General features: G+C 39.0%; 15 protein-coding genes. 12 read left to right on the top strand and 3 right to left on the bottom strand.

The features are described 5' to 3' along the window. Positions 1-17: 17 nt before the first annotated feature. From metK to H4J41_RS07410, 6 genes are all read left to right on the top strand, one after another. Positions 18-1,205: a methionine adenosyltransferase gene (gene metK / locus H4J41_RS07435; RefSeq protein WP_182138075.1), complete on the top strand. Its 1,188-nt coding sequence runs from the start codon at positions 18-20 to the stop codon at positions 1,203-1,205. 596 nt (positions 1,206-1,801) lie between these two features. Beyond that, entirely contained in the window at positions 1,802-2,548 is a 747-nt protein-coding gene (gene rsmE / locus H4J41_RS07430; RefSeq protein WP_182138074.1) for a 16S rRNA (uracil(1498)-N(3))-methyltransferase, read from the top strand. Positions 2,549-2,671: 123 nt separating this feature from the next. After that, the gene (gene gshB / locus H4J41_RS07425; RefSeq protein WP_182138073.1) at positions 2,672-3,625 is read left to right on the top strand and encodes a glutathione synthase; all 954 of its coding nucleotides are present in this window, start codon (positions 2,672-2,674) and stop codon (positions 3,623-3,625) included. 77 nt (positions 3,626-3,702) lie between these two features. Continuing rightward, positions 3,703-4,257: a YqgE/AlgH family protein gene (locus H4J41_RS07420; protein WP_182138072.1), complete on the top strand. Its 555-nt coding sequence runs from the start codon at positions 3,703-3,705 to the stop codon at positions 4,255-4,257. Next, positions 4,257-4,694, top strand: coding sequence for a Holliday junction resolvase RuvX (gene ruvX, locus H4J41_RS07415; protein ID WP_182138071.1), 438 nt, complete (start codon positions 4,257-4,259; stop codon positions 4,692-4,694). The genes H4J41_RS07420 and ruvX overlap by 1 nt, the downstream gene beginning before the upstream one ends. Before the next feature lie 92 nt (positions 4,695-4,786). Then, positions 4,787-5,719, top strand: a complete 933-nt coding sequence (locus H4J41_RS07410; RefSeq protein ID WP_182138070.1) for an AEC family transporter — start codon at positions 4,787-4,789, stop codon at positions 5,717-5,719. Positions 5,720-5,757: 38 nt separating this feature from the next. On the opposite strand, the gene H4J41_RS07405 is transcribed toward H4J41_RS07410, so the two are convergent. The 3 genes from H4J41_RS07405 to H4J41_RS07395 all read right to left on the bottom strand — a co-directional run bounded on the left by H4J41_RS07405 (position 5,758) and on the right by H4J41_RS07395 (position 8,670). Next, a complete protein-coding gene (locus H4J41_RS07405; RefSeq protein ID WP_259363263.1) occupies positions 5,758-6,303 on the bottom strand; it encodes a DsrE family protein in 546 nt (181 codons plus the stop codon). A gap of 160 nt (positions 6,304-6,463) precedes the next feature. Next, complete coding sequence (locus H4J41_RS07400; RefSeq protein ID WP_182138069.1) at positions 6,464-7,591, bottom strand: PilT/PilU family type 4a pilus ATPase; 1,128 nt, start codon at positions 7,589-7,591, stop codon at positions 6,464-6,466. A 35-nt stretch (positions 7,592-7,626) separates the two neighbouring features. Then, on the bottom strand, positions 7,627-8,670 hold the full coding sequence (locus H4J41_RS07395) for a type IV pilus twitching motility protein PilT (RefSeq protein ID WP_182138068.1): 1,044 nt from the start codon (positions 8,668-8,670) through the stop codon (positions 7,627-7,629). A gap of 70 nt (positions 8,671-8,740) precedes the next feature. Between H4J41_RS07395 and H4J41_RS07390 the strand changes: the two genes are divergently transcribed. The 6 genes from H4J41_RS07390 (at position 8,741) to hemW (ending at position 13,681) form a co-directional block, all read left to right on the top strand. Beyond that, positions 8,741-9,415: a YggS family pyridoxal phosphate-dependent enzyme gene (locus tag H4J41_RS07390; protein ID WP_182138067.1), complete on the top strand. Its 675-nt coding sequence runs from the start codon at positions 8,741-8,743 to the stop codon at positions 9,413-9,415. A gap of 140 nt (positions 9,416-9,555) precedes the next feature. Continuing rightward, positions 9,556-10,368: a pyrroline-5-carboxylate reductase gene (gene proC / locus H4J41_RS07385; protein ID WP_182138066.1), complete on the top strand. Its 813-nt coding sequence runs from the start codon at positions 9,556-9,558 to the stop codon at positions 10,366-10,368. Between the two features lie 162 nt (positions 10,369-10,530). Next, positions 10,531-11,079, top strand: a complete 549-nt coding sequence (locus H4J41_RS07380) for a YggT family protein (protein WP_182138065.1) — start codon at positions 10,531-10,533, stop codon at positions 11,077-11,079. A gap of 67 nt (positions 11,080-11,146) precedes the next feature. Continuing rightward, positions 11,147-11,587: a DUF4426 domain-containing protein gene (locus tag H4J41_RS07375; RefSeq protein WP_182138064.1), complete on the top strand. Its 441-nt coding sequence runs from the start codon at positions 11,147-11,149 to the stop codon at positions 11,585-11,587. Between the two features lie 348 nt (positions 11,588-11,935). Further along, complete coding sequence (locus tag H4J41_RS07370; protein ID WP_182138063.1) at positions 11,936-12,535, top strand: XTP/dITP diphosphatase; 600 nt, start codon at positions 11,936-11,938, stop codon at positions 12,533-12,535. Then, on the top strand, positions 12,536-13,681 hold the full coding sequence (gene hemW, locus H4J41_RS07365; protein ID WP_182138062.1) for a radical SAM family heme chaperone HemW: 1,146 nt from the start codon (positions 12,536-12,538) through the stop codon (positions 13,679-13,681). It abuts the gene before it with no gap. Positions 13,682-13,683 lie beyond the last annotated feature (2 nt).

The following is a 13,683-nucleotide window of genomic DNA, read 5'->3' as shown; positions in this document are numbered from 1 at the left end:
ATTTTTACCGAGGTTTTATGTCTACACACCTTTTTACTTCTGAGTCAGTGTCAGAAGGACATCCAGATAAAATTGCCGATCAAATTTCTGATGCGGTTTTAGATGCTATTATTGCCAAAGATAAAAATGCACGCGTTGCTTGTGAAACTATGGTAAAAACGGGTGTTGCTATTATTTCAGGTGAGGTTTCAACCTCTGCTTGGGTAGATTTAGAACAAATTACCCGTGACGTTATTTCTGAGATTGGCTACACATCTTCAGATGTTGGTTTTGATGGCGCAACATGTGGCATTATGAACTTAATTGGCCAACAATCACCCGAAATTGCCCAAGGTGTTGACCGAGAAAATCCAGAAGACCAAGGTGCCGGTGATCAAGGTTTAATGTTTGGTTATGCGACCAATGAAACCGAAACCCTGATGCCTGCGCCATTATATTATTCACACCGTTTAGTTGAGCGTCAGGCTGAAGCACGTAAATCAGGAATTTTACCTTGGTTACGTCCTGATGCAAAAAGCCAAGTAACCTTTATTTATAAAGATAACAAGCCTGTAGCTATTGATACCGTTGTGTTGTCAACTCAGCATAACCCAGATATTAAACAAGAAGACTTGCACAGTGCCGTAATGGAAAACATTATTAAACATGTTTTACCTGCCGAGTTATTAACCAAAGACACTAAATATCATATCAACCCAACAGGTCGCTTTGTTATTGGTGGTCCTGTCGGCGATTGTGGTTTAACTGGTCGTAAAATTATTGTTGATACTTATGGCGGTATGGCTCGTCATGGCGGTGGTGCTTTTTCGGGTAAAGATCCATCAAAAGTCGATCGCAGTGCGGCTTATGCTGGTCGCTATGTTGCCAAAAACATTGTCGCAGCGGGTTTAGCTGAGCGTTGTGAAATTCAAATATCTTACGCTATTGGTGTTGCTGAGCCGACCTCAATCTCGATTGATACTTTTGGTACCGGTAAAGTGTCTGAAGAGCGTTTGGTTGAAATAGTACGTGAACACTTTGACTTACGCCCTTACGGTATAACTAAAATGTTAGACTTGCTACACCCTATGTATAAGCAAACGGCGGCTTATGGTCACTTTGGTCGCGAACCATTTGAAATGACCGTTGGCGATGATACCTTCACCGCATTTAGCTGGGAAAAAACAGATAAAGCTGAAGCACTGCGCTTGTCAGCTGGTATTTAATTCGTACTTTGATTAAAGCTTCTGTTTAAAAAAAACCGCTCTTTGAGCGGTTTTTTTATTTTCATGCTTGAATTTTCATGCTTTTATTTGCAATAGGCTTATCAGCCATAACGTATAAAAATACTCCTAATATGCTATTGCTTGTCACTATTGGCGAAATATCATCATCCGCTGCCACTTATTTAGACGGTACTTCACCAACCTCAATGATTACAGTGATATACTCAGGCAAAGAGAGAAAAATAACACGAGTTATATAATAAGATAGGTGCAAATAATAAATCGTCTGGCAAATGACTTATCTTAATAAAAATTCAATCAAGAACAGCAGTATCTCAATTTCAAGTGTTTTAATAACCTGCGATTTTTTCTGCTTTATTTTGAACAAGTGCTAACAAAAAATAATATCATTTTTTTAATATAAACAATTGAATTTACGATGAGTTGCCCTTATTAACAGGCTATATTAGAAATAATTATTACTCATAATTTCTAGCAACAAAGCTTTGGTCTTTAATCGCTATTAACTTTAACCTGAACGGCTACTGTAATATCACTCATCTATAGCTGCGACAATAACCATGGATAACCTTATTATGCGTAACCCTCGTATTTACCAAGCACAAGCATTTGAAATAGGTCAAACACAAGTATTAAATGCTGACGCTTTTGGCCATATTGTGCGCGTATTACGACTTAAAGACGGTGATGCCATTACACTATTTAATGGCATAGCAGAGCAAGAAGGTTATTTTGAGTATCAAGCAAGACTTTGTAATATAAATAAAAAGTCTGCTGATGTAGAGATTATTACTAAAAAAATTGTTGAAAACGAGTCGCCACTCAATATTCATTTAGCACAAGGTGTTTCACGCGGTGAACGCATGGACTTTACGCTGCAAAAATCGGTAGAGTTAGGTGTTAATACCATTACGCCTATTTTTAGTGAACGTTGCAATGTAAAGCTTAGCGGCGAGCGTTTAGAGAAAAAACACCAGCAATGGCAAAAAATAGTGATCAGCGCTTGTGAGCAAAGTGGCCGTTGCACTGTCCCTATTGTTGCCCTACCCATTTATTTGGATGAATGGTTACAACAAGAAAGTTCAGCATTAAAGCTAAATTTACACCCTAAAGCCCAGCACTCTATTATGAGTTTGCCAATCGAAAACCAACGGGTTCGCCTGTTAATTGGGCCAGAAGGTGGTTTAAGTGATGATGAAATTGCTCGTGCCAATACAGCAGGCTTTCACGATGTTTTACTCGGGCCGCGGGTACTAAGAACAGAAACCGCAGCCCTAACCGCAATAACGGCATTACAATGTCGTTACGGTGATTTAAATTAACTCAGTGTTAAGTTTCGTGCACCATAGAGCAACTAGTAGAAAGACCAGCTAACAGAATTTAATCGCTTGCAGCATATAAATAATGCCATGGCATTTATCAACATATAACCTTTAGGAAAACACATGAGCATAAAAATTGGCGTTGTTATGGACCCTATTGCCCAGGTCAAGGTAAAAAAAGATTCTTCAATGGCGATGATGCTTGAAGCGCAAGCCCGTGGTTATGAAATTTATTATATGGAAATGCAAGATCTCTATTTAGAGCAAGGCGTTTGTCGAGCAACCGCAGCCAAAGTGAAAGTATTTGACGACACTGAGCATTGGTATGAATTAGATGAACGAGAAGACATCAATGTAGCTGACTTAGATGCGGTATTAATGCGAAAAGATCCGCCGTTTGACACTGAGTTTATTTATGCCACCTACATGTTAGAACGCGCAGAAGTTGCGGGCACTTTGATTGTTAATAAGCCACAAAGTTTACGTGATTGTAACGAAAAATTATTTACCGCTTGGTTTCCAGAGTTAACACCAAAAACATTAGTTACACGTAATAATCAAAAAATTAGAGAATTTCATAAAGAAAACAAAGATATTATCATCAAACCCTTAGACGGTATGGGTGGTTCATCTATATTTCGTATTGGTGAGAATGATCCCAATGTTGGCGTAATTCTTGAAACATTAACAGCACATTCAACACAATATGCTATGGTACAAGAGTACCTACCAGAAATTGTTGACGGTGATAAACGCATATTAATCGTTAATGGTGAACCTATGCCTTACTGTTTAGCCCGCATTCCTGCACAAGGAGAAACCCGCGGTAATTTAGCCGCTGGTGGTCGTGGTGAAGCCCGCCCATTAAGTGCTAGCGACAAATTTATTGCTGAAACTATTGCACCAGAACTGAAAAAACGTGGCTTATTTTTTGTTGGTTTAGACGTTATTGGCAACAAAGTCACTGAAATCAATGTAACAAGTCCAACCTGTATTCGCGAAATTGAAGCAGCATACCCAATAAATATTAGCGGTAAACTCATGGATGCTATTGAGCAAAACATCAGAAAACGCTAGTTAATACCAATCGCAATAAGATTGCTAAAGGCAAAGTGACCTTTAGCGTATTTCTCTCTGATTATTAAGGTATATTTATGGATAGTTTTGAAAATCAACTTTTGATTGCTATGCCCAGTTTAGACGACTCTTATTTTAATAAAACAGTGACTTATATCTGTGAGCATAATGCTGAAGGGGCAATGGGTTTGATCATAAACCTTCCTATCAATGTCACCTTGAACGAATTATTAACCCAAATAGATCAAGATAAAGTTGCAGCACCCGAGTTAGACCAACAAGTCTTAACCGGTGGCCCCGTTTCACAAGACCGAGGCTTTGTTTTACACAGCACACAAGCGGGCTGGAATAGTTCTTTAGCCTTAACTGCTGAGGTAATGATCACGACCTCAAAAGATATTTTATTGGCCCTGGGTACAGCACAAGCACCTGAAAAATATATGGTAACCTTAGGCTATGCTGGCTGGGGACCGGGCCAATTAGAGGAAGAAATTAAAGCTAACTCTTGGCTACTTACCCCCGCTGATGGCGATATTATTTTTAATACCCCTATTGAGCAAAGGTGGAAAAAAGCCACTGATAAATTGGGTATTGATATGGCTCATTTATCCAGTGAAGTAGGACATGCATAATGGCGAGTAAAACCGCCATTGGCGAACGAACAATACTTGGCTTTGATTTTGGCAAAAAATATATTGGGGTTGCTGTCGGTCAAGAAATAACCGGTTTAGCTTCCCCTTTGGGTTCAGTAAAAGCGCGTGATGGTATTCCTGATTGGGACAAAATGACCAAATTTATGCACGAATGGCAACCTGACTTTGTTGTGGTGGGTTTGCCACTCAATATGGATGGCAGCGAGCAACCCTTGACCCATGATGCGAAAAAGTTCGGTAACCGAGTATCCGGAAGATTTGGCGTCAAAGTTGAATTTCAAGATGAACGCCTAACCACCGCCACTGCCAAAGAAGCACTGTTTGCTGAAGGCGGTTACCGTAATCTTAAAAAAGATAATATCGACGCCGCATCAGCAAAATTAATTATAGAAAGTTATTTTGAAAATCAATATTAAGCCGATTAACCGTGATTACAATCTAGCCTGATGAGTATTAACAAGTACTTGTTTAGCGAGTTTTACTTTGTCGTTAGAGTCATAAGCGTTTAATGGCTATTTTCACCCTTATTAGTCCATTAATTATGGTCGGCTTGCTCGGTTTTATACTGGCTAAAAGTAACTGGTTTAACAAAGCCCAAGTCGATGCCTTAAGTAAATTTACCTTTAATATCGCTATTCCGGCATTTTTATTTCAACAGTTGGCCAATGCGGATATGAGCACAATAAATTTGAATATTTATAGTGCCTTTTATTTACCCTTATTGTTAGTTTATGGCCTAGCTTGGGCAATAAATTACTATTTTCACCAGCATTTAAAACGTGATCTTCCTGCATCCGCTGTTTACGCTTTCGGTGCTGGTTATTCAAATAATGTTATTGTTGGCATGCCTATCGCTTTAATGGTGCTAGGTGAGCAAGTATTGCCAACAATATTTTTAGTGATCAGTTTACACAGTGCACTGCTAATTGGCATTACCAGTGTGTTGGCGGTTAATATTAAACAGTTTAATGGGTGGATATTTCTCAAGCAGACATTTTACAACCCATTACTCATTGCTATTACCGGTGGTTTTATCGTTAATTTAATGACGATAAAGTTACCCGTAATTGTTAACAACAGTCTGTTATTGTTAGGTAAACCTGCTATTACCTTAGCACTTTTTTTACTCGGCGCTTCGCTAGCCTTTTATAAAATTCGCAATGAAGTTAAATTTATTGTTACTGCCAGTCTACTAAAGCTAGTACTGTTACCAACTTTAATTCTCTTAACTAGTCATTTTATATTTCAGTTTTCGGCGCTCACCACCATGACGTTAGTGATTTTAAGTGCAAGTCCAACGGGCGTAAATGCTTATTTAATTGCCAAGCAACATGCAAAACATCAAGAGACTATAGCCGGAATAGTAGTGATTACCACCTTAATGTCTATCGTTTCTATCCCCTTATGGATATGGGGTTTGTCGAGTCTCTTTCCTTTATAAAAACTTTATGACAGACTATAAAAGCCTTATTGAAAGCCTTAGAATGGATTAACCTTATAACCTTTGCTTTGTAATACCGCATGAGCGGTCATTGCAGACAAGGCCATTTCAACGCCTGGTGCTAACATGTCATTGCTAATCTCGTAATAAGCGGCCGATTGACCACATAAATAAACCCTTACTTGGTTTTTCATCAAGTCTTGCAACAGTGCGCTATTCGCATTTTTTTGCTGAAACTTTTCTTGGTACAACAGCCCTTTTAGTAAATCAAAACCCGCTTTACCATGTACCACCAAAGCTAAATGAATATTCTTTGCCGGCATACCATTTGCCACATGCATGTTAATAAAACGCGCCAGAGTCTCGATCTTTCGATTAACCTCGCCTATTTTTCCTTGCTCACTGATGTCAAAAGCGACTTTAAAGACACTATTTTTATCAAAATTAAAATCCTGCTGAACCTTGGCATGCTTGCCATAGTTTTTAATCACTGGCCCCGCCATAAATTCATCAGTCCCAGCTATGGCGAAATTAACTGTAGTGAAGGCTAAAACAAGCATTAACACACGTATTGTAAATAACATTGGCTGATCCTTTTATTTTGCATCTAAACTTTATTTTACTTTATTATATTTTATTTTATTTTATTATAGCGTTTAAAAAATCACCACTCTTTCTAAACATAAAAGCATGCCGATATAGGCATGCTTTTATGTTTAGAACGGGCGACTTATCCGATAGTTATCATTGCTCTTTCGGCGCTAAACCATCAATCGTTACACCCGACAATGAACCCGTTCCTCCTTGATCATTGCTACGCAATTTGATCATTAAGCGTAAATCATTAGGTGAGTCAGCATGATGCAAAGCGTCAGCGTAATTAATAAGTCCTTGTTGATACAAATGAAATAATGCTTGGTCAAATGTTTGCATACCTTGATCAGTAGATTTTTCCATAACTTCTTTAATACTACCGATATCACCTTTTTTAATTAGCTCAGCGATATACGGTGAGTTAAGTAATATTTCAATCGCTGCCACTCGGCTATTACCATCACGCGTTGGAATTAATTGTTGCGCGACAATACCGCGTAAATTTAATGCAAGATCAAACAGTAGTTTGCCATGTTGATCTGCGGGTACTAAATGCATAATACGATCAATAGCTTGGTTTGCATTGTTAGCATGCAAGGTCGCAATACATAAGTGACCCGTTTCTGCAAAGCTCAACGCATGCTCCATGGTTTCTTGGCTACGAATTTCGCCAATAAGTATAACATCAGGGGCTTGGCGCAAAGAACTTTTTAAGGCGGCATCAAAGCTCTCAGTGTCTAAACCCACTTCACGTTGCGTTACCATACATTTACCGTGCTCATGAACAAACTCAACGGGGTCTTCTATCGTCAGGATATGGCCACGAGAGTTTTTGTTACGATAGCCAATTAACGCGGCCATTGACGTTGACTTACCGGTACCCGTACCGCCAACAAATAACAATAAACCGCGCTTTGACATCACCACATCTTTTAGTACTGAGGGTAAACCCAAATCATCCGCTTCGGGTATTTCGGTAACAATACGGCGAACAACCATACCTGCCATATCTCGCTGCCAAAATGCCGACACACGAAATCGGCCAATGCCGTCTATCGAAATCGCAAAGTTACATTCTTTGCTTGCTTCAAACTCAATTTTTTGTTTTTCTGACATAGCGTCATGCACTAAGCCTAAAGCCTCAGTCGCCGACAAAACTTGCTCATCAATAGCGATAAGTTCACCATTAATTTTTGCACTAACGGGCAATTTAGCCGTAACAAACATATCTGATGCTTCGTGCTGCACCATTTTTTGTAATAAATCATGAAAATTCATTTAATTACCTTTCGCTTTATTTCACACCAGCAAGACTAGTAACCATTAAATTGGTTTTTATCGTACGCTGTGTCCATAGCATCTTGCCTAGTTATCATGCCGCGGTTGACCAAGTTTTGTAAACATTGATCCATCGTTTGCATGCCATGAGACATACCCGTTTGGATAGCTGAATACATTTGTGCAATTTTATCTTCACGAATAAGATTACGAATTGCCGGCACACCCATCATAATTTCGTGCGAAGCAACACGTCCGCCACCCACTTTTTTAACCAAGGTTTGCGAGATTACTGCACGCAATGACTCAGAAAGCATGGAACGCACCATAGCTTTTTCTTCGCCCGGAAATACATCAATAATACGGTCAATCGTTTTTGGCGCTGAAGTTGTATGTAAGGTGCCAAAAACTAAATGGCCAGTTTCAGCTGCGGTCATCGCTAAACGTATGGTTTCTAAATCACGCATTTCACCCACCAAAATAACGTCAGGGTCTTCACGTAAAGCCGAGCGTAATGCGGCGCTAAAACTTAAGGTATCGCGATGAACTTCGCGTTGGTTAATCAGGCATGACTGGCTTTGATGCACAAATTCAATCGGGTCTTCAATAGTTAAGATATGATCGTGCTTATTTTTATTTATATAATCAACCATCGCGGCCAGCGTTGTTGATTTACCTGAGCCTGTAGGCCCAGTAACCAAGACTAAACCACGAGGAAGATCGGCTATATCTCGGAAAATATCAGGGCAACCTAAATCATCCAATGAGAGAATTTTGCTCGGGATAGTACGAAATACCGCGGCAGGGCCACGATTTTGATTAAAGGCATTGACCCTGAAACGCGCTAGATTTGGCACTTCAAAAGAAAAATCGACCTCTAAATTTTCTTCATATTCTTTGCGTTGTCTATCATTCATAATATCATAGACCAAAGCGTTAACATCTTTTTCGTCAAATGCTGGTATATTTAACTTTCGCACATCACCATCGACGCGAATAGACGGGGGATTTCCCGCTGATAAATGTAAATCTGAAGCATTATTTTCGACACTAAATGCTAATAATTCGGTAATATCCATACAAACCTCTTAGTCTAATTTATAATTGAACTAACAACTTAATAAGTCATTGAGAACTGAAATAAACAATATGATTGCTATTAAAGATAATATTGCTGCGGTTGAACTGCAAATTGCTTCTGCTTGTCAACTTGCTCACCGCAACCCTGATGAAGTCACTTTGCTGGCGGTAAGTAAAACTAAACCTATTGAAATGCTCGAACAAGCTTACCACGCAGGACAACGAAATTTTGGCGAGAACTATGTACAAGAAGCGGTGGAAAAAATTATCGCTTTGCAAAATAAGCCAGATATAACTTGGCATTTTATTGGTCCAATTCAAACCAATAAAACCAAGTTAATCGCTAGCCATTTTTCGTGGGTACATAGCATAGACAGAATTAAAGTGGCTAAACGTCTTAACGAGCATAGGTCTGGTCAAGATACTCCGCTAAACATTTGTTTACAAGTGAATATTAGTGGCGAATTAAGTAAAGCTGGCGTATTACCCGAAGCGCTTCCTGAACTGCTGGCTGTTATCGAAACTTGTGACAATTTATGCTTGCGTGGTTTGATGGCCATTCCAGAAAAAAATGCGGCTCAGGCAAGTTTTGTTAAGATGCAGAATCTGTTCATCGAACTTAAACAGCAATATCCCACCATGGATACGTTATCAATGGGCATGTCTGCTGACCTACAACTTGCGATTAATGCCGGCTCTACGTTAGTGCGTATTGGCTCAGCAATATTTGGCGCTAGAAGCTAAGTAAATCAGTGCAAAAAAAATAATATAATAATGTTAATATAAAAGGTATCTGCCGCTAACAATAGTGACGGTTTACTACAAAATATTCCGGTATTTGAGCGACGACTAAATATCGAATCAGTAATTCTTGAAGGAAAATTATGAAAAAAATAGCTTTTATCGGCGCAGGCAACATGAACGGCGCTATTATTTCTGGCCTTATCAATGGCGGTTTCAACCCTGAAAATATCATGGTGTCGAATCCATCGCCCGAAAAACGCTTAGCATTGCAAGCAACACATGGCATTAAGCAAACACCAGATAATATTGAAGCAACAACATTTGCTGACGTTATCGTGCTTGGCGTTAAGCCTTACCTTATTAGCGATGTTTGCCAACACTTAAGTGAGCATGTGGATATTACCGGTAAATGTTTTATCTCTGTTGCGGCAGGATGCACCATAAAGCAAATAGAGCAGGCGCTAAATAAACCATGTACTGTGATCAGAACTATGCCAAATACGCCTTCACAACTAGGTTTTGGCGTGTCTGGAATATATGCCAACGATCACGCTAATGACGAAGAAAGAGCATTCACCACATCGCTTATGGAATCAGTCGGTATTGTTAAATGGTTAGAATCAGAACAACAGATTGATCATATCATTGCCGTGTCAGGCTCTGCCCCTGCCTACTTCTTCTTATTTATGGAAGCTATGCAAAAACAGGCAATAGCCTATGGATTTAGCGAACAAGATAGTCGAGATCTTGTTCAGCAAACCGCCTTAGGCGCAGCTAAGATGGTGATAGAAAATCAGTTACCGATCAGCAAATTACGTGAAAACGTCACCTCTAAAGGTGGCACAACCCAAGCGGCTCTGAGTTCTTTGATTGAAGGTGGATTAGAGTCACTGGTATCAAATGCCATGAATTGTGCTGTAGATCGTGCTAAAGAAATGGCGAAAAATGGTTAATAGTATTATTATCATGATGTTTGAGATTTTAACTGTATAAAAAATTAGTAACATGCTGATATTTTAGTCTTTTACATCTCCAATAGTCACTTGAGTAACTTGAGTAACTTGAGTAACTATTACATGATGATCAAATCCCTTCTCATAATTTTGGAGTTTTAGATGGAAGCAATTAATTACTTGCTTAAATTTGCCTTTGACACTGTACTCATGATTTTAGTATTGCGAGTGTGGTTACAATTAGTGCGCGCTGATTTTTATAATCCTTTTAGTCAATTTATTGTTAAAGTGAGTAACCCATTAGTTATTCCATTGCGCCGTATCATCCCCAGTATTGCTGGTGTTGATTTAGCCACCATTGTTTTAGCTTATGTTTTCGCCACGTTAACTTTTATCATTATTCCATTAATCAATAGTGGCCCTATTGATATCGTTTCTGCTTTGTATTTGGGCTTAATATATCTTATTAAACAAACCGGAATTTTACTGTTTATCATTATGTTGGTCATGGCGTTAATGAGCTGGGTAGTTCAAGGTTACAATCCAACGCAAATGATTTTTCATCAACTGACTACACCGGTTTTAGAACCGATTAGACGCATTATCCCCAGCATTGGTGGACTTGATTTATCTGTGCTGATCGCCTTTTTATTATTGAACGTACTTAATATTCTCTTTAGAGGTTGGATACCGTATTGGGGGATGTTGTAAGCGGTTATCTAATTTGAGATTGTCATATATACTAAACATCAACGACTTAAATAATAAGGTCATCAACATGAAAAGTATCATCAACAAATTTGTATTAATTACTTTATTAGCACTGTCTGTTATTACCACCAGTAGCGCTGAAAACATGAAAAAAATGGATGGTCTTAATGTACATTACATTGCCTTAGGTTCGGCATTTTTAACCCCTGAAATTGCTAAAGCATACGGTATTGAACGTAGCCGCTATAAAGGTTTAGTCAATATCTCAGTGCTGGATAATACCCAAGCGGGTAATCCGTCAAAAACAGTCTTTATTAACGGTAAAGCTAGAAACGATGTTGGGCAAATTAAATCATTAGAATTTACCGAAGTAAAAGAAGGTGATGCGGTTTATTATCTCGCACAAGTGAGTTATACCAATAAAGAAACCATCTATTTTGATATTAATATCACAGATAAAGGCAAGCAACATAACTTAAAGTTTTCTCAAAAATTTTATGTTGATTAGTTTTATCTTGCCTAGCTTTATGTTCACTAGCTAAGCTACTAATAATACTGACCCCAAAAAAACGGCAATTAATTTGCCGTTTTTTATTGCCTGCTGTTAACATAAACTAGCGTTTTGGCCCTGATAGCAATCTCATTACATTATCGCCTTCTTGTGTTCCGTTCTGGGTAATTGTGTCTTTGACGCTCCCTCTTTGATGCAGATTAAGGTATTATGCGCGCCATTGTTTTAATTAATTTATCTAGTCGTTTACTTATCACTATCATAGGTTGTTCACGGCTTGTTTAAGCTAAGCCGCTAATCAGACATTAGCTAGGCTTTTAGCTAGAAATATAAAAGGTATTTTCCATGACCACTATCGTATTAGCCACAGGTAACAAAGGTAAAGTTAACGAACTTGCTAGTTTGCTAGCAACGCACAACATTGAAATTAAGCCACAAAGCGAATTCAATGTAAGTGATGTTGCAGAAACCGGCACAACCTTTGTCGAAAACGCGATTATTAAAGCTCGTCACGCGGCAAAAATCACCGGTTTACCTGCTATTGCTGATGATTCAGGTCTAGAAGTTGACGCCTTGAACGGCGCACCTGGTGTTTATTCAGCTCGTTATGCCGGCGAAAATGCCAATGATGATGACAATACCACTAAGCTGCTAAGCGCCCTAGAAAACATTGCTGATGAGCAACGCAGTGCGCGTTTTCATTGTGTGCTGGTTTATATGCGCCATGAAAACGATCCAACGCCGCTTATTTGTCATGGCGTATGGCAAGGTAGTATTTGCAGAGAAAAAATAGGTCAGCAAGGATTTGGTTATGATCCCGTATTTTGGCAGGCTGAACATCAAATGACATCGGCACAATTACCAAGAGAGCTAAAAAACCAACTCAGCCATCGTGGCCAAGCACTACAGAAATTGGTGCCACTGCTTTTAGAAGAACTTGCTTAGATGTTAATTGCACCGCCACTTTCGCTTTATATCCACATACCTTGGTGTGTAGAAAAATGTCCCTATTGCGACTTTAATTCGCACGCATTAAAGCATGCTATTCCTGAGCAAGACTATATTTCGCAGCTGCTGCTTGATTTAGACAGTGATATTACCCGTTTCAAGCTCAACAACAGGCCCTTACATTCCATTTTTATTGGCGGCGGAACACCCAGTTTGTTTTCTGCACCCGCTATTGAGCAACTACTAACACAAGTTCTGCAACGTTTTGAGCATAAAGTTGATATCGAAATAACCTTAGAAGCCAACCCAGGCACGGTTGAAGCAGATAAGTTCATCGGTTTTTTTAATGGCGGTGTTTCAAGATTATCGGTGGGTGTACAAAGTTTTGCTTCAGATAAATTAATTAAGCTAGGGCGTATTCATGACAGCGAGCAAGCTAAAGTAGCGGCAAAGTTAGCTCACGAGTGTGGGGTGAAAAGTTTTAATCTTGACTTAATGCACGGCTTACCAGAACAAACGGTAGCCCATGCACTTGATGATTTAAAAACCGCCATTAGCTTAAATCCAAGCCATATTTCTTGGTATCAATTAACTATTGAACCTAATACTGCCTTTCATTCTCGGCCGCCAAAATTACCGCAAGATGAAGTACTTTGGAATATCCAAGACCAAGGCATTGCGTTATTAAACCAAGCCGGTTATCAGCAATATGAAATTTCAGCTTACAGCAAGCCTGAATTTCAATGTCAGCATAACCTTAATTACTGGAAGTTTGGTGACTATCTTGGCATTGGTTGTGGCGCACACGGCAAAATTACTGATGTTGAAAAACAAACTATTTATCGTACGGTAAAAGTAAAACATCCAAAAGGTTATTTAGATATCAGTAGAAAAGCACTGGATAAACTGCATACCGTAAGCAATGAAGAATTGCCCTTTGAATACATGATGAATCGTTTACGTTTGTTTTCAGGTTTCTCACTCGATGAATATCAAGCGTATACCGGCTTAAGCATTAACAGTGTTTTACCAATATTATTAAAAGCCCAAGATAAAAACCTAATGGAATTTAATGGCACACATTGGTCAGTCAGCACACTTGGCCACCGCTACCTTAATGATTTATTAGAAATGTTTTTATAGCT

The organism is Colwellia sp. MB3u-45, assembly GCF_014077005.1.
Classification (GTDB): domain Bacteria; phylum Pseudomonadota; class Gammaproteobacteria; order Enterobacterales; family Alteromonadaceae; genus Cognaticolwellia.
This window is presented reverse-complemented; position numbering and strand designations above follow the sequence as displayed.

Coding starts and splice junctions, on each gene's coding strand:
- H4J41_RS07395 (WP_182138068.1), bottom strand. CDS start 8,670: ATGGATATTACCGAATTATTAGCATTTAGTGTCGAAAATAATGCTTCA.
- metK (WP_182138075.1), top strand. CDS start 18: ATGTCTACACACCTTTTTACTTCTGAGTCAGTGTCAGAAGGACATCCA.
- H4J41_RS07400 (WP_182138069.1), bottom strand. CDS start 7,591: ATGAATTTTCATGATTTATTACAAAAAATGGTGCAGCACGAAGCATCA.
- proC (WP_182138066.1), top strand. CDS start 9,556: ATGAAAAAAATAGCTTTTATCGGCGCAGGCAACATGAACGGCGCTATT.
- H4J41_RS07405 (WP_259363263.1), bottom strand. CDS start 6,303: ATGTTATTTACAATACGTGTGTTAATGCTTGTTTTAGCCTTCACTACA.
- rsmE (WP_182138074.1), top strand. CDS start 1,802: ATGCGTAACCCTCGTATTTACCAAGCACAAGCATTTGAAATAGGTCAA.
- H4J41_RS07370 (WP_182138063.1), top strand. CDS start 11,936: ATGACCACTATCGTATTAGCCACAGGTAACAAAGGTAAAGTTAACGAA.
- H4J41_RS07375 (WP_182138064.1), top strand. CDS start 11,147: ATGAAAAGTATCATCAACAAATTTGTATTAATTACTTTATTAGCACTG.
- gshB (WP_182138073.1), top strand. CDS start 2,672: ATGAGCATAAAAATTGGCGTTGTTATGGACCCTATTGCCCAGGTCAAG.
- hemW (WP_182138062.1), top strand. CDS start 12,536: ATGTTAATTGCACCGCCACTTTCGCTTTATATCCACATACCTTGGTGT.
- H4J41_RS07420 (WP_182138072.1), top strand. CDS start 3,703: ATGGATAGTTTTGAAAATCAACTTTTGATTGCTATGCCCAGTTTAGAC.
- ruvX (WP_182138071.1), top strand. CDS start 4,257: ATGGCGAGTAAAACCGCCATTGGCGAACGAACAATACTTGGCTTTGAT.
- H4J41_RS07390 (WP_182138067.1), top strand. CDS start 8,741: ATGATTGCTATTAAAGATAATATTGCTGCGGTTGAACTGCAAATTGCT.
- H4J41_RS07380 (WP_182138065.1), top strand. CDS start 10,531: ATGGAAGCAATTAATTACTTGCTTAAATTTGCCTTTGACACTGTACTC.
- H4J41_RS07410 (WP_182138070.1), top strand. CDS start 4,787: ATGGCTATTTTCACCCTTATTAGTCCATTAATTATGGTCGGCTTGCTC.